Annotated in this window: 18 protein-coding genes and 1 riboswitch; of the genes, 14 read left to right on the top strand and 4 right to left on the bottom strand. The window is 47.5% G+C overall.

Annotated features, from left to right (window positions below):
- Window positions 1–2: 2 nt before the first annotated feature.
- The 12 genes from ACUYLD_RS12795 to ACUYLD_RS12740 all read left to right on the top strand — a co-directional run bounded on the left by ACUYLD_RS12795 (window position 3) and on the right by ACUYLD_RS12740 (window position 12,514).
- Window positions 3–836: a carbohydrate ABC transporter permease gene (locus tag ACUYLD_RS12795; RefSeq protein WP_061829465.1), complete on the top strand. Its 834-nt coding sequence runs from the start codon at window positions 3–5 to the stop codon at window positions 834–836.
- Between the two features lie 60 nt (window positions 837–896).
- Window positions 897–1,946 (top strand): glycoside hydrolase family 130 protein, encoded by a 1,050-nt coding sequence (locus tag ACUYLD_RS12790; RefSeq protein ID WP_446675216.1) that lies wholly within the window; start codon window positions 897–899, stop codon window positions 1,944–1,946.
- Window positions 1,947–1,957: 11 nt separating this feature from the next.
- The gene (locus ACUYLD_RS12785) at window positions 1,958–2,917 is read left to right on the top strand and encodes an acetylxylan esterase (RefSeq protein ID WP_165177986.1); all 960 of its coding nucleotides are present in this window, start codon (window positions 1,958–1,960) and stop codon (window positions 2,915–2,917) included.
- A 57-nt stretch (window positions 2,918–2,974) separates the two neighbouring features.
- Window positions 2,975–3,074, top strand: a riboswitch (purine riboswitch).
- A 69-nt stretch (window positions 3,075–3,143) separates the two neighbouring features.
- Entirely contained in the window at window positions 3,144–4,322 is a 1,179-nt protein-coding gene (locus ACUYLD_RS12780; protein WP_235306641.1) for an MFS transporter, read from the top strand.
- An 80-nt stretch (window positions 4,323–4,402) separates the two neighbouring features.
- Window positions 4,403–4,546, top strand: coding sequence for an RAxF-45 family protein (locus ACUYLD_RS12775; protein WP_016822706.1), 144 nt, complete (start codon window positions 4,403–4,405; stop codon window positions 4,544–4,546).
- 102 nt (window positions 4,547–4,648) lie between these two features.
- On the top strand, window positions 4,649–6,727 hold the full coding sequence (abc-f, locus tag ACUYLD_RS12770) for a ribosomal protection-like ABC-F family protein (RefSeq protein WP_446675215.1): 2,079 nt from the start codon (window positions 4,649–4,651) through the stop codon (window positions 6,725–6,727).
- Between the two features lie 342 nt (window positions 6,728–7,069).
- Window positions 7,070–7,798, top strand: a complete 729-nt coding sequence (locus tag ACUYLD_RS12765) for an ABC transporter ATP-binding protein (RefSeq protein ID WP_446675214.1) — start codon at window positions 7,070–7,072, stop codon at window positions 7,796–7,798.
- The gene (locus ACUYLD_RS12760) at window positions 7,795–8,595 is read left to right on the top strand and encodes an ABC transporter permease (protein ID WP_250266908.1); all 801 of its coding nucleotides are present in this window, start codon (window positions 7,795–7,797) and stop codon (window positions 8,593–8,595) included. The genes ACUYLD_RS12765 and ACUYLD_RS12760 overlap by 4 nt, the downstream gene beginning before the upstream one ends.
- 14 nt (window positions 8,596–8,609) lie before the next feature.
- Window positions 8,610–9,377 carry an ABC transporter permease gene (locus tag ACUYLD_RS12755; protein ID WP_250266907.1) on the top strand — a complete coding sequence of 256 codons (768 nt, stop codon included), beginning with the start codon at window positions 8,610–8,612 and terminating at the stop codon, window positions 9,375–9,377.
- A gap of 197 nt (window positions 9,378–9,574) precedes the next feature.
- On the top strand, window positions 9,575–10,807 hold the full coding sequence (locus ACUYLD_RS12750) for an ABC transporter substrate-binding protein (RefSeq protein ID WP_446675332.1): 1,233 nt from the start codon (window positions 9,575–9,577) through the stop codon (window positions 10,805–10,807).
- A 16-nt stretch (window positions 10,808–10,823) separates the two neighbouring features.
- A complete protein-coding gene (locus tag ACUYLD_RS12745; protein ID WP_069290633.1) occupies window positions 10,824–11,690 on the top strand; it encodes a carbohydrate ABC transporter permease in 867 nt (288 codons plus the stop codon).
- Window positions 11,690–12,514, top strand: a complete 825-nt coding sequence (locus ACUYLD_RS12740; RefSeq protein WP_446675213.1) for a carbohydrate ABC transporter permease — start codon at window positions 11,690–11,692, stop codon at window positions 12,512–12,514. The genes ACUYLD_RS12745 and ACUYLD_RS12740 overlap by 1 nt, the downstream gene beginning before the upstream one ends.
- 108 nt (window positions 12,515–12,622) lie before the next feature.
- On the opposite strand, the gene ACUYLD_RS12735 is transcribed toward ACUYLD_RS12740, so the two are convergent.
- The 3 genes from ACUYLD_RS12735 to ACUYLD_RS12725 form a co-directional block, all read right to left on the bottom strand.
- Entirely contained in the window at window positions 12,623–14,308 is a 1,686-nt protein-coding gene (locus ACUYLD_RS12735; RefSeq protein ID WP_446675212.1) for a DUF4179 domain-containing protein, read from the bottom strand.
- On the bottom strand, window positions 14,268–14,828 hold the full coding sequence (locus ACUYLD_RS12730) for an RNA polymerase sigma factor (protein WP_446675211.1): 561 nt from the start codon (window positions 14,826–14,828) through the stop codon (window positions 14,268–14,270). Before ACUYLD_RS12730 ends, ACUYLD_RS12735 begins: the two co-directional genes overlap by 41 nt.
- A gap of 233 nt (window positions 14,829–15,061) precedes the next feature.
- Window positions 15,062–16,069, bottom strand: coding sequence for an acrylyl-CoA reductase family protein (locus ACUYLD_RS12725; RefSeq protein WP_446675210.1), 1,008 nt, complete (start codon window positions 16,067–16,069; stop codon window positions 15,062–15,064).
- Between the two features lie 358 nt (window positions 16,070–16,427).
- On the opposite strand from ACUYLD_RS12725, the gene ACUYLD_RS12720 reads away from it, so the two are divergent.
- Both ACUYLD_RS12720 and ACUYLD_RS12715 read left to right on the top strand, forming a co-directional pair.
- Complete coding sequence (locus ACUYLD_RS12720) at window positions 16,428–17,837, top strand: MATE family efflux transporter (protein ID WP_023990870.1); 1,410 nt, start codon at window positions 16,428–16,430, stop codon at window positions 17,835–17,837.
- A 257-nt stretch (window positions 17,838–18,094) separates the two neighbouring features.
- Window positions 18,095–19,108: a LacI family DNA-binding transcriptional regulator gene (locus ACUYLD_RS12715; protein ID WP_061831958.1), complete on the top strand. Its 1,014-nt coding sequence runs from the start codon at window positions 18,095–18,097 to the stop codon at window positions 19,106–19,108.
- Between the two features lie 181 nt (window positions 19,109–19,289).
- Here ACUYLD_RS12715 and ACUYLD_RS12710 read toward each other — a convergent pair whose 3' ends face one another.
- Window positions 19,290–20,246, bottom strand: a complete 957-nt coding sequence (locus ACUYLD_RS12710; protein ID WP_254349924.1) for a sugar kinase — start codon at window positions 20,244–20,246, stop codon at window positions 19,290–19,292.
- Window positions 20,247–20,506 lie beyond the last annotated feature (260 nt).

The raw sequence follows: 20,506 nt of genomic DNA, 5'->3' as shown, positions 1-20,506 counted from the left end.
TCATGTATAAGCTGAAAAGAATACTGGGTAGCAGCATCAAGTATGCCGCGCTTCTACTAGGTGCGTTCATTGCACTGCTGCCGATTGTTGTCATTTTGTTTGCATCTTTGAAGACGAAGGCTGAATATGCGGCAACCAGTCCTCTGACTCCCCCTGTGAACTGGCTGAATTGGGCTAACTATACCAAAGCCTTTATCAACGGAAATATGCTGACCGGATTTGCGAACACAGCTTTTATCCTGTTGATTTCGATCATCGGAGCTACGTTGACGGGTTCCATGATCGCGTATATTTTGAACCGTTTTAAATTTAAGGGCAAAAGTCTCATGCTGGGTGCGTTCTTGCTCGCCACGCTCATTCCGGGGGTGACGACACAGGTGTCGACATTCCAAATAATCAACAAGCTGGAGCTGTTTAACACGCCTTGGGCGGCGATCTTGCTGTATTTGGGAACGGATATTATTGCGGTGTATATTTTTCTGCAATTTCTGGATTCCATCGCGGTGGCGCTGGATGAATCGGCCATGCTGGATGGGGCCTCCTATCTGACGATCTACTGGCGCATTATCTTGCCCCTGCTGAAGCCTGCCATTGTGACGGTGATCATTATCAAGGGCGTTAATATTTACAACGACTTTTACACCCCGTTCCTGTATATGCCCAAAACAAGCCTTCAGGTCATATCGACGGCGCTGTTCAAGTTTAAAGGGCCATATGGCTCGCAATGGGAAGTCATTAGCGCGGGCATAATCATTGCCATTATTCCGACGCTGATTGCGTTTTTATCATTACAAAAATATATCTATAACGGTTTCGCGCAGGGTTCGGTGAAATAGAATAATGGCGAAATAGAAAATTTGGTGAATCAAATATCTCGGTGAGAGGGGAATACACGTATGAATAAATTGAATGTGGATTTGGGAGTAGATAGCGTACGAATTGTGGGAGGTAGTCTGCCGGAAATGCCGTGGCAGGATAAGCCTGAAGGCAGTGAGGCTCCGGTATGGAGATATAGTGAGAATCCGGTCATTGGACGGAATCCGGTACCGGGCATTGCCCGTATTTTCAACAGTGCAGTAGCTCCGTATGAGGGACGGTTTGTAGGGGTATTTCGGGCTGAAACGATTAATGGACGTCCGCATTTGCACCTAGGCTGGAGTGACGACGGCTTGGCTTGGGACATTGAGACAGAACGTTTGCAGTTGGTTGATGAGGAAGGGAAAGATTATCAGCCAAATTATGCTTACGATCCGCGTCTGGTTCGCGTGGAGGACACGTATTATATCATCTGGTGTACAGATTTTTACGGTGCAGCATTGGGGATAGCACAAACGAAGGATTTTAAAAGCTTTGTACGATTGGAAAATCCGTTCCTGCCGTTTAATCGTAATGGTGTGCTGTTGCCCCGCAAGCTAAACGGAAACTTTATGTTGCTATCCCGTCCGAGCGACAGCGGACATACACCATTTGGCGACATTTTTCTGAGTGAAAGTCCTGACTTGGTCTATTGGGGCAAGCACCGTCATGTCATGAGCAAAGGCGGACAGGGCTGGTGGCAATCGGTAAAGATTGGCGGCGGACCGGCTCCGATTGAGACGACAGAGGGCTGGCTGATGTTCTACCACGGGGTGACAGGCACGTGCAATGGGCTGGTATACAGTATGGGCGTAGCCGTTCTTGACCTGGATGATCCGTCTAAAGTTAAATATCGTTCCTCGAATTTCGTGCTGACCCCGGAGGAATGGTACGAAGAACGGGGTTTTGTGCCGAATGTGGTGTTCCCGTGTGCTACGCTGCATGATGCGGACACGGGCCGGATTGCGATTTATTATGGAGCCGCTGACACGTATGTAGGTATTGCATACACGACAGTGTCTGACATTATGAAGTATGTCATCGCAACGGATGAAGTGGTCGCAGACGACCGTGAGTCAGGTCGGATGTAGGAGGAACTTGAATGCCGGAGGATATGTCTTTACAGCAATTGCAGTCATATATGGGGAGTAACCCGAAGCCGCCGGATTTTGACGCATACTGGGAACGGGCATTACAGGAGCTGGAGCGGCAGCCGCTTGATTATACACTGGAGCCTGCTGATTTTGTCTCTCCGATGGTGGAGTGTTACCATCTATATTTTACTGGAGTGGGCGGAGCAAAGGTTCATGGGAAGCTGGCTCGTCCCAAGCACCTTACGGAACAAGGGCCAGCTTTGGCCATGTTTCATGGATATTCCTGCGACAGTGGCGACTGGTTCGACAAGGTAAGCTATGCGGCACACGGATTCACTGTGCTGGCCATGGATTGCCGGGGGCAAGGTGGGCTGTCCGAGGACAATTTGCAGGTTCAGGGAACGACGGTACGCGGCCATATCATCCGAGGGATTGACGACCCGGACCCGGATCGGTTGTATTACCGCAATGTATTTTTGGATACCGTGCAGACGGTGCGCATTCTGATGTCTATGGAGCAGGTCGATCCTGAACGGATCGGCGCATTTGGCTGCTCCCAGGGAGGGGCTCTGACGGTTGCCTGCGCTGCATTGGAGCCGCGTGTCCGTATGGCAGTTCCGGTATATCCGTTTCTGTCGGACTATAAAAGAGCCTGGATGCTGGATGCCACTACATCTGCATATGAAGAACTGGTTTATTATTTTCGTTGGTTTGATCCGAACCATCTGCGCGAGGAGGAGCTCTTTCACCGACTAGGGTACATCGATATTCAACATTTGGCAGATCGTATTCGTGGTCGTGTGTTGTTTGTAACAGGACTGTCGGACATCATCTGTCCGCCTTCCACGCAGTTTGCGGTGTACAATAAAATCGTATCAGACAAGGAAATACTCCTGTATCACGAATACGGTCATGAGTACCTACCTTATCTGTCGGATCGTGCTATGAGCGAATTTTTGCGGCTGTAGGGGGTTGAACTTAGCCACAGGCTCCTTTATAGTAATAGCTATAACCTTCGTGAATGCGTAATAAATGAATGCCCCATTTGTATAACCTCAATAATATGGTTTGAGGGTCTCTACCAGGAACCGATAAATCCTGATTACAAAAAGTGTACGTCTTGTACATTTCTTGTGGTCAGGATTTTTTTGCGTAATACGAGGGAATTTACATGACAGCAAAGGAGCTAATGTAATGAACTTCAAAGTAGTTATTTTAACGATTGCGACCTTTACGGTGGGGCTGGTGGAGCTGATTATCGGTGGCGTGCTACCCCAAATTGCACAGGATTTGAATGTCTCCGTAAGCACGGCAGGACAGCTTATCATGATCTATGCGCTCGTGTATGCTATTGCTGGGCCAACTCTGTTGGCGTTGACAGCCAAAATTGAACGAAAACGACTGTACCTGTGGTCGATGTTTATTTTTATTCTGGGAAGTCTGCTGGCCTTCTGGAGTCCGAATTATGCAGTCTTGTTTGTATCCCGTATCATTACCGCTGCAAGCGGGTCGCTGATCGTGACATTGTCACTGACCATTGCAGTCAAAGTGGTGTCCAAGGCTTATCAAGCTCGTGTCCTCGGTGTCATCTCCATGGGGGTTAGCTCCTCCATCGTTCTAGGTATTCCAGCCGGGGTGCTGATTGGAAATGCATTTGGCTGGCGGGTGCTTTTCCTGATCATTGCTTTGTTGACGGTCGTTGCTATGATCGTTATCAACTTGTTTATGGAGCGGATTCCGACAGAACATGTTGTACCTATGCGTGATCAGTTGAAATCCTTAAAAAATGTTAAAGTCATCAGTGCTCATTTGGTGACCACGCTGACACTGGCGGGCCATTACACGTTATATGCGTATTTCACTCCGTTTTTAGAAAATATGATGGGCTTGAACGCTTCATGGGTTAGTGTGGCCTATTTTGTCTTTGGGCTGGCGGCAGTGAGCGGTGGTTTTATTGGCGGCTCTTTGGCAGATCGGTTCGGCACGGCGAAAAGTATTCTAGTCGTCGTAGGCGTGTTTATCGCCGTGATGTTCTTGCTGCCATTCTCAATTCACTCGATTTATGTATTTGCGCCACTACTGATTATCTGGGGCATACTGAGTTGGGCCTTGTCGCCCCCGATGCAAAGTTATCTTATTGAAAATGCACCCGAATCGGGTAGTATTCAGCAAAGCTTTAATTTCTCCGCGCTCCAGGTCGGGATCGCTCTCGGTTCTGCCTTGGGAGGAGTAGTGATTGAGAATAGTGAATCTGTTGCCACGAACGCTTGGGTAGGTGGGGCATTTGTGATTGTTGCTTTTGTCTGCGGCGTATTTTCGATTACCAGAGCCGGGACTTCGCAGGCTGTCAGAGGACACCACTCTGTTTCATAGTTCGATGGACTATCGTCCTCTTTCATAATACGAGCAAACATGTTATACTACACACAATTATGAAGAAGGAGGTGAGGTAGGTGAATCACGAGATGCTGAACAACCGTATTAGCCAGCTGCCGATTGCTATGGCTGGCATTGTTCATGCTTTTCCATACAACGGGAGAAGTCTGTCCAATTTTAATCATACGGTTGTAAACATCGCGAGAAGACGCCTACCTTAACTCGAACGGATTTTGTATCTTCCGAAGAGTCGCGGGGTTGCTCCTGCGGCTCTTTTTGTGTTACCCGGGTAAGGGTCTTCCTAAATAAAGGAGAGCCTGAACATGTATATAGTAAACGGTCAACAATTGAAAAAATACCACGCTGCCAATCTGATTTTGGATGGTGCATCGTTTGATATCCATACGGGAGAAAAGGTGGGGCTCATCGGCCGCAACGGAAGCGGTAAAACCACCCTATTACGCCTAATCGCACGTTTGTCCCGCCCAGATGAAGGGCAGCTCGTCATCGCCAAGGATACGAAAATCGGCTATTTGCCGCAAATTCCGGCGGAGTTTGAGAGCTTCACCGTGTACGAAACGCTGGCTTACGCCTATCGTGAGCTGAAGGATTGCCGCAATCAGATGACCACACTGGAACGGGAAATGTCAGATCCGGTTGTGGCAGCGGATGCGAGCCTTCTGGAGAAGCTACTGCAATCGTATGCTGCCTTGCAGGAACGGTTTGAACGCAATGGCGGCTATGAAATGGATGCAAACATTGACCAGGTAGCGGATGGGCTGCGTATTCCCAAAGGTATGTATACGCGCAGCTTCGGCTCGCTGTCGGGTGGAGAGAAAACAAAAATAGCGCTGGCATCACAACTCATCGGACGACCGGATTTGCTGCTGCTGGATGAGCCGACCAACCATCTGGATTTGAAAGGGCTGGAGTGGCTGGAGCAATTTTTGCAGGGCTATACAGGTGCGTGTGTGGTTGTATCTCATGATCGTTATTTTCTGGATCGGGTCGCCGTTAAAATGATTGAGCTCGAGGATGGCGAGGCGTTTACGTATTATACGAACTACAGCGGCTATGTTAAGGAAAAGGAAGAACGATTGCTACTACAATTTGAAGATTATAAGGAACAGCAAAAGCGGATCAAAAAGATGAAAGAGGCCATTCGGCGTTTTGAAGAGTGGGGTCGCAATGGCGATAACGAAAAGTTTTTCAAAAAAGCAGCCTCCATTCGTAAGGCGTTGGAGCGCATGGAACTGGTGAAGCGGCCTGTATTGGACCCGCAGGGGGCGGAATTTCACCTAAAGCTGGAGGATCGTTCCGGTCGCCGGGTACTGCAGTTTGAAGAAATTGTTAAAGCCTATGGAGAGCGACAGATATTAAACGGGGCAACGGGCAGTCTGGAATTCGGCGAAAAGGTGGCCTTGCTGGGTGATAATGGGTCAGGCAAAACGACGTTGCTCAAGCTGCTGCTTGGTCAGGAAAGCGCAGATGCAGGCACGGTCCAGTGGGGTGCGCGCGTGGAGTACGGATATTTGGCGCAGCAAGAAAGAGAACGGAATAGCCGGGCAACTGTGCTTGCCTACTTCAAGGAGGAAGCAGGGGTGGAAGAAGGCGAGGCACGCGGGTTGCTAGCGAAGTATTTATTTTACGGTGCCGATGTGTTTAAGCCCGTGAGCATGCTGTCCGGTGGCGAATGGTCCCGCTTGCGGCTGGCGTTGCTGGTCATGAAAAAGCCAAATTTGTTGGTGCTGGATGAGCCGACGAACCACCTGGATATTGACTCACGTGAGGCACTGGAGGAAGCGCTGGACACCTACACGGGAACGGTGCTGGCGATTTCACATGACCGCTACTTTGTGAACAAGCTGGCAGGGCGCGTGTGGGAGCTAGAGGCTGGAAAGCTGACCTTTTATCTAGGCAGCTTTGATGAGTACCGAGCGAAGAAGCGTGAGCTGGACAACGCTCGTCTACAGAGCGAGGGGGATACCGGGACACGCCCGACATCTGCAAGCAGAGCCGCATCCGGTGGCGGCTCTGGCTCGGGCACAGCTGTACATTCCAGTGTAGCGAGCAATGGCATGGGGGCGGCTGCGCATACGGGAGCGACTACGGAAGACGATGCGAGCCGTGCACGCTCAGGTCGCTTGGGCTCGCCCGCTGCCGGGGCTGGGGCACGCGAAACGAAGGCCGCCGCGAAGCCATCACGCCCGCCCGCTGCATCCAGCGAGCGGTTGGAGCGGGCCATCGCCGCCAAAGAAGCAGAATTGGCAGCGGCGGATGCCGAGCTGGAGCTGCTCGGCACAAGCGGCGACACGATACACATGGCGGAGCTGTGGGACGCGCGTGAGCGACTGCAAGCGGAGCTGGACACGTTGCTCGGCGAGTGGATTGAACTGGAGTAGGTGACAGGTTAGTAGTTACTGGATAGAAAACAGTTTATTTTATATAGAGGGTAGCCCTGAGGTAGAACGTTTACTAAAGGGCTACCTTTTTTGCAGCGTAAAGACAAAGATATCATCACGAAAATTAATGACCATTAATTAAGATAAATGGTATTGATGTGTCATTATCATTATATTTTACATATAAAGTGAGTTGTTTGCATTTCGCAACATGTGATATTTTTTAAATTGAATAAATAATTTGTTTCATTGTTAAGCGAAGTCTGTGTTGTCCATCATGATCTTACATATCAAATGCACGCGTTGGCTATGTTGTGATTTGTTATGGATGGAGGGAATAGTATGTCAGACTCCTTGCTGGAGGTCAGTCAGGTAACGAAAAGAATGGGGAAAAGGCATTTGTTAGACCGTGTTTCCTTTAAGCTTCAGAAAGGGAAGATATATGGATTCATCGGACCTAATGGAGCTGGTAAAACTACAATGATGCGAATCATGACCGGATTAATGCAGCCAACCAGCGGCTCTGTAAAGATAGCTTCATATGATGTACAGACGGATCGGGAAAAGGCGCTGTCCAAGGTGGGTGCTATTATTGAATCTCCGGTCTTTTTTGATTATATGACAGGCAGGCAGGTTTTACGCAATTTGTCACGGCTACACTCTGAAATTGCACCCTCAGATCGGGAGATACATATTGAAGAGTTACTTACAAAGGTGAGATTAGAAAAACGAGGGGACGACAAGGTGAAAACCTATTCTCTCGGCATGAAGCAAAGGCTAGGCATTGCGCAGTCCATGCTGGGTGCTCCTGAACTTCTATTGCTAGATGAACCGTCCAATGGCCTTGACCCCATGGGGATGAGGGAACTGAGAGATATTGTGCTTCATTTGCGTGATTCGGCGAATTATGCCTTTTTTATCTCCAGTCATCTGTTGGATGAACTGCAACAGATGTGTGACGAACTCATTGTTATCAAAGAGGGCAGGCTAGTTTGGCAGGGACCTGCTGATCAACTAGTAGAGGACGGCCAACGGCTAGAGGATGCTTTCATGGGATTGATGGGACTATGAAATCATTAATATACAGTGAGTTCGAGCGATTATGGAGACGAAAGTGGTTCTGGCTCATGGTGTTATGTACGCCGCTGCTTGCTTGTTCGACAGGAGTATATTTTTTGCGCACGATGAAGGTTCCTGTTGAGGTATTATCTTTAAACTTTGTCGTTACTGGTCTGCGTGAGAATTTGTTTTTAGTATGCAACATAGCTGTAGCTGCTTTAGCTGCTGCTGTATATACAGAGGAATTTCGAAGCGGGCAACTGCGGTTGTTATTTATGCGCCGATTTACCCGCGGACAGATTTTCTGGAGTAAACTGCTGGTTTTAAATGCTACTATTTTGTTTCTTCTCATTGTATTTGCAGTATCATCGCAGGTGATCGTTGAAGTATGGACTCTTTCATATGATGTAAGTGATGCGGGGTTGTCCGAATCTCAAGGACTGCAGATGCTTAAATACTATGGTTGGGCGCTTGCCTCATTATTAGCAATATGCTCCTTCTATTGTTTCGTCGCTATGTATAGCAAAAGTGTAACGTATGCCATCGGTGTTTGTATGGTATACAATCTGGGTTCTCTATTGTTTGATTCATTATATTTAAAATTGGCCTCTTTTGTTTCCCATATCCCATACCTATACAATGTGATCGCATTTATGATTATTCCATATATGCAGCATACAGGATTAGATAGGTCCTTAATGGGCAATTCGTCTGTGAATGGGGCGATTATCACTGTTGTTAGTCTATATCTGATCTTGTTTACTTGGGGCGCATACCGCCGTTTTGTGACTGATGATTATCTGTATTAGGGGGGGATTTCCTCATGCTGGCAATCTGGCGAAGTGAAATGGAACGAATTTGGAATCGCAAATCCACTCTTTTATTATATATAGCCTATATATTCATCGTGGTTGCAATTATATGGAGCCATAAAGTAACGGGTACGAAGGTCTTACGTTTTGGTGAAGGAACTGTGGTCGTAAATAATCTGAACCTGCCGTGGCTGATGATGAGTGAGGTTGCCTTATTTCTAGTTACAGCAATCCTGCCCATTCTGTACGTGGATCAGTTAAGCGGCGATCTCTATTCTGGAGCATATAGGCTATATATGCTACGACCGTATCGACGTTTTCATTTTTGGTTTGCCAAGTTGCTCGCACTATCAGTCTCAACGGCCATTTTTATGGGGACAAGCTTGCTTATAGGTGTATTCGCTGGATGGTTGTTTTTCCCACACAGCTCTACTTTTTTTAAATATGGTTCATCCGTCGCCTCTTCCCCATCAGATGCCGTACCCTACATACTTTCGTTTTATTTGGTATTAACGCTGGTTTGCTTGGTAAAGCTCATGTTGAGTAGCACTGTATGTTTGTTCGTGTCACGGCCACTATTTGCTTATATAGTGATTCTTATCTTATCCGTATTTCTCTTTGAGTTGTTTAGGCCCCTCATTATGTTAATGGACCCATTTCAGCAAATAATGCTTGCTTTAAGAGTAGACAGTTCTTTTAATTTTTGGATGTGTGCAGGTGGATTGATTCTGGTAAGTATCATTATTAGTTTTACACGATGGGAAAAAAAGATTGTTTAGAAATAAGACTTGTAACCTGAACATCATAAAAGTAAAAGAAAGATCCAACCGACCGTTTGAGGGTCAATTGGATCTTTTTTAACATTGGTTCCTCCTGTTATCAGATTGTTGTAGCAGTATCGTTTCTTTTCCATAAGGGACGGGTATTAATTGTCTAGTTCCGCATAGATTGACATAGGGGAAAAGGAGGTATGAGCATGTGGTGTTGGGTCAAAAAGCTGTCTACACTGGCGGCGATCCTTTTATTGGCTTTTTTTGTAAGCGCATGCAACAAGGGCGATGCTTCGAGTAAGGTGAAAATTGAGTTTTTTCAAAACAAGCCGGAGGCCAAGGGTTCATTCGATAAGCTAATCTCTCAATTCAATCAGGAACATCCCGGTATTGAAGTGACACAGGTCAATCCGCCAGAGGCAGAGACTGTGTTATTGACCCGGGTTGTCAAAAACGATGTACCTGACATTGTAGGGCTTGGGGCCACTGATACCTACTCCATTTTGGCGCAAAGTGGTATTTTTACGGACCTGGCGAATACAGAATTGCCACGTACGATTGACCCGATTTACCTCAAAATGCTTAAGGATGTAACCGGGGTCGATCCCGTGTATGGAATTCCTTATGCTGCGAATGCGAATGGTGTGATGTATAACAAAACGCTTTTTAAGGAAATGGGATTACGGGTGCCCAAAACGTGGGATGAGCTGATTGCAACGGCGCAAAAGATCAAGGCAGCCGGAAAAATCCCGTTCTATTTTACATATAAAGATGATTGGCAAACGAACCTCCCCTTTAATGCGCTGGGCCCGAATCTGGTGGGCATTGATTTTTTCCTGCAAAGGCGTGAAAATCAGGTCACTTTTCAGGACAAGTACCGCGAGGTTGCGGAAAAGCAGCTGGAGCTACTGAAATACGGACATGGTGATAATTTTGGCAAAAACTATGCCGATGGTAACCGTGCCTTCGCTAACGGGCAGGGATTGATGTACATTCAGGGTTCGTGGGCCATATCTGAAATTCGCAAAGCCAATCAGAAAGTGGAGCTTGGATTTTTCCCATTACCAACAGGGAATGACGAAAAGGCAGTCAAGCTGGTGTCCGGTATAGATACGCTATTAGCCGTATCGGAGAGCACTCCGCATAAAAAGGAAGCCGAGGAGTTCATTGCCTTCTTGTTGAAGCCGGAGAACAGCAAGCAATACATTACAGAGCAAACACTGTTTTCGGCGGTGAAGGGAGTCACGCAGGATGATCCGAGTGTGGCAGAGCTATTGCCGTATTTTAAATCGGGCCGCGTCGTTGATTTTGCCGATCACTATATTCCCAAAGCGGTCCAATTGAATTCGATTGTGCAGGCCTTCCTGCAAAACAGAGACATCGACGCCTATCTAGTTAAGCTCGACCGTGAATGGAATAAGGTAGCTAACCGCCGATAGGAGAGGAGGAGGAGACATGAATAAGCGACTAACGACTTTTTACTGGATGACGGTGCCGGCGGTGCTATTGTTTTTTGTATTTTTGACCTTGCCTGCCTTGCAGGGCTTTTATTATTCGCTTACGAACTGGAACGGCTTTGGTCATCAGTATCACTTTGTCGGGTTTAAGAACTATATTAATTTGTTTCAGGACGACAATGTGGGGAACGCATACTGGTTTACTTTCAAATTTGCGATTGTGGTTACCATTGCGACTAATATCCTTAGTTTGCTGATTGCGCTAGGGCTGAATGCTAAAATACGGTTTCGTAACTTTTTCCGCGGTATTTATTTTCTGCCTAATATTTTGAGCGTGTTGATCGTGGGTTACATATTCAATTACTTGTTTTCGAACGTGTTTACGATTTGGGGGCAAAATTTAGGTATTACCTCATTGTCGACGAACATTTTGGGCAGTGAACAACTGGCTTGGGTGGGGGTTGTCATCGTAGCTGTATGGCAGGGGATTGCCTTTAATACGATTCTCTATCTGGCCGGGCTGCAAACCATTCCGACAAGTCTGTATGAGGCGTCCAACCTGGACGGTGCGGGTAAATGGCGCGAATTCTGGAGCATTACCTTTCCGTTAATTGCACCGTTTTTCACGATTAATATGGTATTGGCGATGAAAAATTCCCTGATGGTGTTCGATCAGATCGTGGCTTTGACGAATGGCGGGCCGGGACGAGCCACCCAGTCGATTTCACACCTGATATACACCGGGGGATTTAAAGGCGGAGAATTTGCTTATCAGTCGGCTAACTCTGTTATTTACTTTATTGTGATCGCGATCATTTCCATCTTACAGCTGCGATTCCTCCAGAGAAGGGAGATGGATAACTGATGAAAACAAGCAGACGTACCAACTGGCCTGTGCTGCTTCTGGTAGCGTTGGGGACAATATTTATCCTGTTTCCCCTCTATATGACGGTGACGATAGCACTTAAAAATCCCGAACAGATGGCACATTCCGCCTTTGCCTTTCCGACCGAGCTGCATTGGGAAAATTTTAGTCGTGCAGTAGAAATGACCAACTTCTTCAGCGCTTTTCAGAATAGTGTGATGGTCACGACATCGACGGTCATATTGACTTTGCTAACCAATTCGATGGTCGCTTATGCGATTGCGCGTAATATGCAGCGACGCTTTTTTAAGGGATTATATTTTTATTTTGTGAGCGCCATGTTTATACCGTTCCCGATCATCATGCTGCCGATTGTAAAACTGGCCTCGGGACTTCATATGACCAATCTGTTTGGCCTGATTATGCTGCATACGGTGTACGGGCTGGCGTTTAACGTGTTCGTCTATGTCGGCTATATCCGTTCCATTCCGGTGGCGCTGGAAGAGGCGGCTACGGTAGACGGGGCGACGACATGGGGCACGTTCTGGCGAATTATTTTTCCGTTGATGGCACCGATCAGTGCTACCGTGGGGATTCTCATCTGCCTGTCCACATATAACGACTTCCTGCTGCCGCTCATTATTATCAGCGATGCGGAGCAATATACGCTACCGCTCGTCCAGTATGTATTTCAGGGGCAGTTCAATACCGACTTTAATCTGGCCTTTGCCTCGTACCTGATGGCCTTGCTGCCGATGATTATTGTCTATCTGATTGCACAAAAATGGATTATCAATGGCGTTACGCAAGGTTCTGTAAAGTAGGGCGGGAGTCAATCGTTCCAGGCAGACTGTGCCTTCATAGGAAAATAAAAAGGGGTCCCCTATACCACGGTTCACACAGGTATAGAGGACCCTCTTTTTATAGCATTGCTATTTGGATGCTTCGCTGCTGCTTGTCAGAGGCTGTAAGGGGACGGTTGTCTCTGCTTTCGGGTCGTCCGTTGTATAGTAGAACATATAGATAGAAGCTTCCTTCCCTTTGAAGTTCTTGTAGACATCCACTGCCTTGTTATTGCCGTCTCCGGCAAAATTGGCTGTGATCGGCTTGCCGATAATCCGTTCTTTACCCAGGCCAATATGCGTCTGGTTAATCCCTCCAAAGTGAGCATCCTCGCTTTCGGTTTCTACGAATAAGTCTGATCCCTGTTTATAGTAGGTCCACTTCACAGGATAGCCACCGACTTGCGTCGTTAGTGCCTGCTTTTGCTCAGAAATATCAGTTAAACGCTGTGGCGTTTTGTCATCCGAATGGGTCGTAACCTTGTATTTGCCTGTAAAAGTAATAGGACTGTCCTTGGTAATCACAAGATTGGACGGCCTTTCAAAACGGATTGTGTTCAGATCGTGTTCCTGATCAGGTGAAGACCAACGACTACCTTCTAATGTTGTGCCGTTCACAGAAAGAAAGTACTTTTGATAAGGTAACATGGCGAATTTCTCCTTGCTTCTGATCGTGACACGGATTTGCGTAGGTGTGACAATCATTTGTTTTAGCAAAACATTTGGATTGCCTTTCTCCAGTGGGATATTCAGCGCACTTTTAATCGTCCCGCTTTCCATCTTCTTCTTGCTTAGCTGCAGGTCAAATTTTATAGGTTCATGTATACTTTTCTCGGTTTGCGCATATTGAAGTTTGAAGGTAGTCTGTCCTTCCGGCATATCCGCTTTGGAAAAATATTGCTGTGCTGTATACTCCCCGTTATCACCGGGTTTGCCAAAAGCCCCTCCAGGCTGCGACATCACAGGCTCGTCGCCTTTGTAGGCAATAATTTGTGGATTGTCCCATCTCTTGGGTATGGACGAATCGAAGGTAATCGCTGAGGACAGCATCAGCTGCTCCTTCCCTTGTTCAAATACCTGCACTTTCATATCTTGTAAACCGTTCCGATCCAGTTTGAACGTCTGCGTCTGAGGTGATTTGATATCGAGTGGCAAATCCAATTCCTGAACGCTGGTGAGCTCAATATGATCTACGTTCAGCCGCACGTTCTCTGTTTCTTGCTGCGGTGTCCAATCACTTTCAAAGTACCCGTTGTACCGTTGATTTTTCGGGTCCCATTGCTGGAAGTTATATTCCCCTGCACTGCTTTCCCCCGCAGCACTTTTTAGCGATACGCCTTTGACATTCCAAAACTCGTTCTCTGCTCGTTTTCCGACCTCCAAGCTGTACAGAATCACGGTCCGGTTCTCATCGACAATAGCTGTATGCAGCGTTAGCTTCACTCCGTCTCTGGTCACGGACTGCTCCAGCGGTTGCCCGAGGTTTTGCTTTAATGCTGTCTGGATGCCACTTCTTCCGCGTAGCAGATTGTCCCAGTTGTAGTGGATGGCGGCATAGACAGGAACTGCAACCAGAAGTGCGCTTAGAGAGGCGGCAATAGCTATTTTGCGCCAGTTTCTGTGTCGGTGGGGAGTGAATGAATCGGAAGTGTCGGTTAGCGTAGGGGCAGTATGCCCTGTCTGTTCCATCCGGTTCCACATCTCACCGAAGTCAGGATAGGCCATTTCCGAATCATCATTTAACTTGCGCTTCAATGCCTTTTCTACGTTGTTCATAGTTCTCTCCTTCCATCTCGGGAATTTGTACCCCTGCATCCCGCAATATTTGCTCCAATAACTTTAGTCCTTTGTGAGTCCTCGATTTGACGGTCCCCAGCGGAATTTCCAGCAGTTTTGATATTTCCGCCAGCGTGAAATCGTGCATATAGCGGAGTGTCAGCACAGCGCGGATTTTGGCCGGAAGGCGATTCATATAAACGGCCCATTCCTCTGCTGATTCGCGTTCTTCCACCAGCCTGTCTACAGGCTTATCTTCCGCCCCGCTAAATAGATAGGGATTAGCCGATACCTTCAAATGCAGGCTTTTTTGGCGTTTAAGGTAGTTCAGACAATGATTGACCGTAATCTTCATAATCCAGGCTTTTAGTTGTTCGATCTGTTCACGATTGCTGCGAAACAGGATGATAAACACTTCCTGCGTTAAATCCTCTGCATCCGATGCATTATGTACCATGTAGTAGCAGGTTCGGTATACATCTCGTTGATACAAATCAAACAACTCTCGATTGCTCTCCAATGATGCGCTCTCCTTTCTCGTGCAGTTTATCTATATAACAACTGAGGTTCTCAAAAGGTTCATTTGGTTGCGAAAGTAACCGTCTGCTTCAAATGTACCACACGAAAAAAAGAAGCCTGTAAATCTCAAAATTGCAGATTTACAGGCTTCTTACATGTTCCTAAGCTAGACCCTAGGGGATGACACTTCTTCACGCGAAAACACGTCAATGGATAGCTTGCGGACTACTCCGCTTAGTCAACCAGCCGTACTAGCGTTCTTCCTTGCGAGCGGGCTGCAAGGATGTCTTCGAGCGCGCTTGGCAGGTCAGCCAATCCGACTTCGCGCTCAACGAGCTGCTCCAGCTGTTCCGGCTTCCATTCGCTGCCGAGCCGCTTCCAGATTGCTACGCGAGTGTCGTATGGGCAGAAGACAGAGTCTATGCCCAGCAGACTTACGCCGCGCAAAATAAACGGCAGCACCGTCGTAGGCAGCTTGGTGCCTGCCGTCAGGCCGCTCACGGCAATGGAGCCGTTGTAGGCGATCTGGCTGAGCAGCGAAGCGAGCGGCTTTCCGCCTACAGGATCAACAGCCGCTTGCCAAAGCTGCTTGCCCAGGGGGCGGATGCTCTCCGCACCGTCGTAGACCTCCTCGCGGGAAATAACCTCGGCTGCTCCGAGCGCCTTGAGGTAATCGAGCGCATCGGCCTTGCCACTGCTGGCTACGACATGGTAGCCTCTCTTGTTCAGCAAGGCAATGGCTGCCCCGCCTACGCCGCCCGTCGCTCCGGTGACGAGTACCTTGCCCTGCTCGGGAGTAACGCCGTTTTGTTCCAGTCGATATAACGACAGGGCTGCGGTGAATCCGGCTGTCCCGAAGATCATCGCCTCTCTCGGCGTGAGTCCGTTCGGAAGTGGAACCACCCAGTCCGCAGGCACGCGTGCATATTGGCTGAATCCTCCGAATTGAGACACACCCAGCCCGTATCCGGTAACGAGCACCGCTTGTCCTTCGCTAAAGCGGCTATCCTCCGAAGAGACGACGGTTCCCGAGCAATCTATGCCTGGTACGAACGGATAGGCTTTGACAATATTGCCATCCTTGCGGGCAGCAAGCCCATCTTTATAATTGATGCTGGAATAAGCGACACGAATCAATACTTCTCCAGCAGGTAAACTGCTAGCTTCCAGAGAACGTACCTCTGCTTGAACTTCACCGTCCTGCGTCTGATCGACGACAAGAGCTTGAAATGATTGAGTCATCTGTAAAAGCCTCCTTTATTACCTTTTAACCCTATCAATGTCCTATATATCCCATATTTAATTCGCAAATTATGCTTAGGAAGCATACAACAATCTTCACAACCTGTCAGCGGCAATGCTCACAGGCTCGTATTCTATTATACTCTTTAGCTCATCATTGCGTCGAAAAGACCAGACTACTGATTATATTCTTGCAATATCCTGTTTCAATAAAGTTCGATAATCAATTATAAAGAGGGTGATAAATGAATTCTTACGCATTTTGCAAATCATTTTACGTAAACGGGATGTATTTTCAGAATGACTGTGCTAACATACCTTTTGATCGTTAAATAAATCTATGAAGAAAGGTGAATGAATGACAACCAGAGCACTAAAAAAAGGTTCGGTATTGTCCGAAGCTAAGGAACTGAATTTGTTCCGTTTAACATGGCCTATTTTCCTTGAATTGTTTCTGTTTATGCTAATGGGGAGCGTCGACACATTCATGATCAGTTCTGTATCTGATAATGCGGTGTCGGGTGTGGGCGCGTCCAATCAAATTATTTCAATTGCTATCCTTGTACTGGAGGTTATCGGCAACGGCGCTGCTATCGTCGTAGCTCAATATATCGGTTCTAAGAAACTAGTCGAAGCGGCCCAGGTTACAGGTACGGCCATTACGTTGAATTTGATGGTAGGTCTTTTGCTTAGCGTAATTTTTCTCGTATTTGGTACGCACATGTTGCAATGGCTGAATGTCCAGGGTGAGATTCTGGCTTACGCGGAGTCTTATATGAGCATCGTCGGAGGTGCCATTTTTCTTCAAGCATTGATTAATGCGCTGGCGGCGACTATTCGTACACATGGTTTTACCAAAGAAACAATGTATGTATCGGTTTTTATGAACGTGATCCACGTGGTCGGCAACTATGTTTTGATTTTTGGGCATTGGGGAATGCCTGCACTTGGAGTAGAAGGTGCTGCTATTTCTACAGTAGGTAGCCGCTTTATTTGTCTCCTGATCTTCTTCTGGCTGATGTACCGGGTCACTGAGGTTCGTGTCGAGTGGAAATATTACGTCCAATTGTCCAAAAAGTTCATCTCTAAAATATTGCGCATTGGTGTACCATCCGCGCTGGAGTCCATTATGTATCAGTCGTGTCAGCTCATCTTCACACTGTACGTGACTTATCTGGGCGCAGAAGCAATGGCGACACGTCAATATGCGAATAATATTTCGAGCTATATTTACTTATTCAGTATGGCAGTTGGTATGGGTACGGCTATTGTGGTAGGAAGGCTCGTGGGAGCCAGACAGAAGGATACGGCTTATAAACGTGTATTGACCAGTGTGAAATGGGCGCTACTCGTGACCGTGATTATTGATGCGGTGGTCATCTTTTTCCGTGTTCCCTTGCTTGGTTTGTTCACGGAAAACCCTGAAATTATTCGTTTGGGAGCACAGGTCATTTTACTTAGCATTCTGCTAGAAACTGGCCGGACCACGAATATCGTCATTATTAACTCGTTACGTGCTGCTGGAGATGCGAAGTTCCCGGTCTTTATGGGTCTGATCTCCATGGTCTGTATGAGCTTGCCGCTTGGTTATCTGCTTGTGTTCAAGCTGGACATGGGGCTCGCCGGTGTGTGGCTGGCCATTGCTGCTGATGAATGGACTCGTGCTGTCATCATGTATGCTCGCTGGAAAAGCCGATTATGGGAAAAGCATGCGCTGGTCGAGCACGATACACCAGATCAGTCTGCAACGCCCGTTCCGGCACATTGATGTCGAGCAGCATTTAGGGCCAGCTGGAGCCTAGCTTTTCGATAGAGTTGTGTACACGGAGGCAGTTCAAGAGAACATCTTGAACTGCCTCTTTTTGCTGCTGGAGAACCATACTTCTACACGGTGGCACGATAGGCAACTTTGAAGTTCGACTTATATCATAATGGCATTCATAAATAGAAGTATGGTAAATTTACTAAAAAAAAGATATACTTTTGTTGCACTAATGCAGTACATGAAAGACAAGGAGTGTACCGATGAAGAAGCCGACGATTGAAGATGTTGCCCAGAAGGCAGGAGTGTCTAAAAGCACTGTCTCGCAATTTCTGAACAAACGATATAAATATATGAGCGACCAGACCAGAGACCGGATTGCCGAGGTCATTCAAGAGCTGAACTATCAGCCTAACGGGCTGGCCCGCAGCTTGAAGCAAAACCGGACGTTTATGGTGGGGGTCATTGTAGCCAACATTGACTATACCCTTTCGATCCAGTCTATCCGTGCGATTGAGGAGGAATTGCAGCGTTTTGGCATTCAGGTGATCATTTGCAACGCCGATGAAAATCCGGACAAGGAGGGCCAGTATATTGAGATGCTCAAGGCTCGGCAGGTGGACGGCCTGATCATCTTCCCGACAGGCAAGCATGCAGATATTTACAACCAGCTCATTCGTGAGAAATATCCATTGGTGTTTTTGGACCGCTTGGTGGACGGTGTCAATACGCGCAGCCTGCTACTAGATAACGAAATGGCGATTAAGCTGGCGATTCAGGAACTTGTGGCTCACAAGCATGAGCGAATTGCGCTGATTACCTTGCCCCTTGGCTTGAATCGGATTACTCCACGAGTGGAACGGCTCAGCGGATACAAAAAGGCGCTGGAGGAGCATGGCTTGCCATCTCGTGAAGAATATATGCACAGTGTGCCGAGAGAAGAAATCCAGCAGACGCTGAAGGAGCTGTTCCAACTGCCGGAGCCGCCGACTGCGCTGTTGGCCGGGAATGATATCGTGTTGGCTGAGGTGTTGAAGTATGTGAATGCCCGCCGTATACGTATTCCGGCAGAGCTGTCCATTATCGGGATTGACGATGCGGAGTTTGCCCATATTTACAATCCGCCGATTACGACCATTACACAACCGATTGCGGATATGGGGAAGCAGGCAGCAAAAACACTGCTGTCCAGCATTGAGGAAGGCGGCGAATCGGTTCCGATTATTTACCGATTTGTGCCGGATATCAATCGGGGAGAATCCGTCAAAACGCTGTAACGAGCAATGTGTCATATATTATAAAAATAGCCCGTATTCCTTTGTATAACCTGAGCTTGCGTATGCTACTCAGGTCACACAAATGCGAATACGGGCTATTGGAAGTTAAGGCTGACTTTGGATTCGGCCTTGTTGAGCTTGCGCTTATAGCGGTGAAGGTTATGCTGGGAATAAACCCGGACTAATTTGTGCTGGCGCTGAGCAAAAAGGATTCCAGTTCGGCTCGCGTCGGATAGCCATCCATATCTCCGGCTGACATGACAGCCAGCGCACCAAGTGCATTCCCGCGCTTGACCGCTTCAGCCAGGGGTAAGCCCTCCAGCAGCGCACTAATCACACCTGCGGCAAATCCGTCACCGGCACCGACGGTATCCACGACATGCTCTACGCGGAAGCGTTTGACGTATCCCTCCGCATCTGCGGATTTGTAATAGGCGCCTTCGGTTCCCAGCTTGATGATGACCAGCGAGGTACCTCGGTCAAGATAGAAGGAAGCGATATCCTCTGGTGAGGTGTAGCCTGTCAATATTTTACCTTCATGAATGCCGGGTAGAAGCCAGTCGCACCCCTCAGATGCCTCATTAATCGCCTCCACCATCGTTTTCGTGTCAGGCCATAACTTAGGTCTGAGGTTCGGATCAAAAGATACGGTTTTGCCAGCCTTTTTCATAAATTGCCGCGCATGACGTGCGAAATCACGGCACTCAGGGGAGAGGGCGACAGAAATACCTGTAAAATGCAGATGGCGAGCTCCGGAAAAGTAAGCCTCGTTAAAATCTGCGATGCTTAATGTAGAAGCGGCGGAATGTTTGCGGAAATATTCCACCTCGGGGTCCCCACTTGTAACTTTGGATTTAATCAGCATGCCGGTAGAGTGGTCTTTGGTAAACATGACGTTCTGTGTGTCGATCCCTTCCTGACGTAGCGCACTGGCAATGAACTTGCCGAACGTATCCTCGCCGAGTTTGGTCACGAGTCCCGCCCGTAGACCCAAACGCGCTAAACCGGCTGAAACATTCGTCTCTGCCCCGGCCAACGCTTTGGTGAATGAACGCACCTCATCCAGAGAGCCTGCTTCATTGGCATAAAACATGGCCATCGGTTCTCCGAAGGTAACAGCATCCAATGTTGCGGTCATTTGTATTCCTCCTTATGTTTAGTAAACTTAATCTGTAAGCGCATGCACTAACTGAATAAATTGAAATTATCACATAAATCGGTTTTTCACAATGATGAAGTTGATATATTGGCTAAAAACTTTTTAGGTAATACAGATAAAAAAATGTGGTTTTGTTTATCAAAAGGTAAAAAGCGTGTAAAACTTCGTATGTACTAAGGGTTTTTCTAGGAATAGTGAAGTTTTGGGTTGACACCCTCTTAGATAATTATTACAATTCT

The sequence above is a fragment of the Paenibacillus sp. SER-28 genome (genome assembly GCF_052906305.1).
This window is presented reverse-complemented; position numbering and strand designations above follow the sequence as displayed.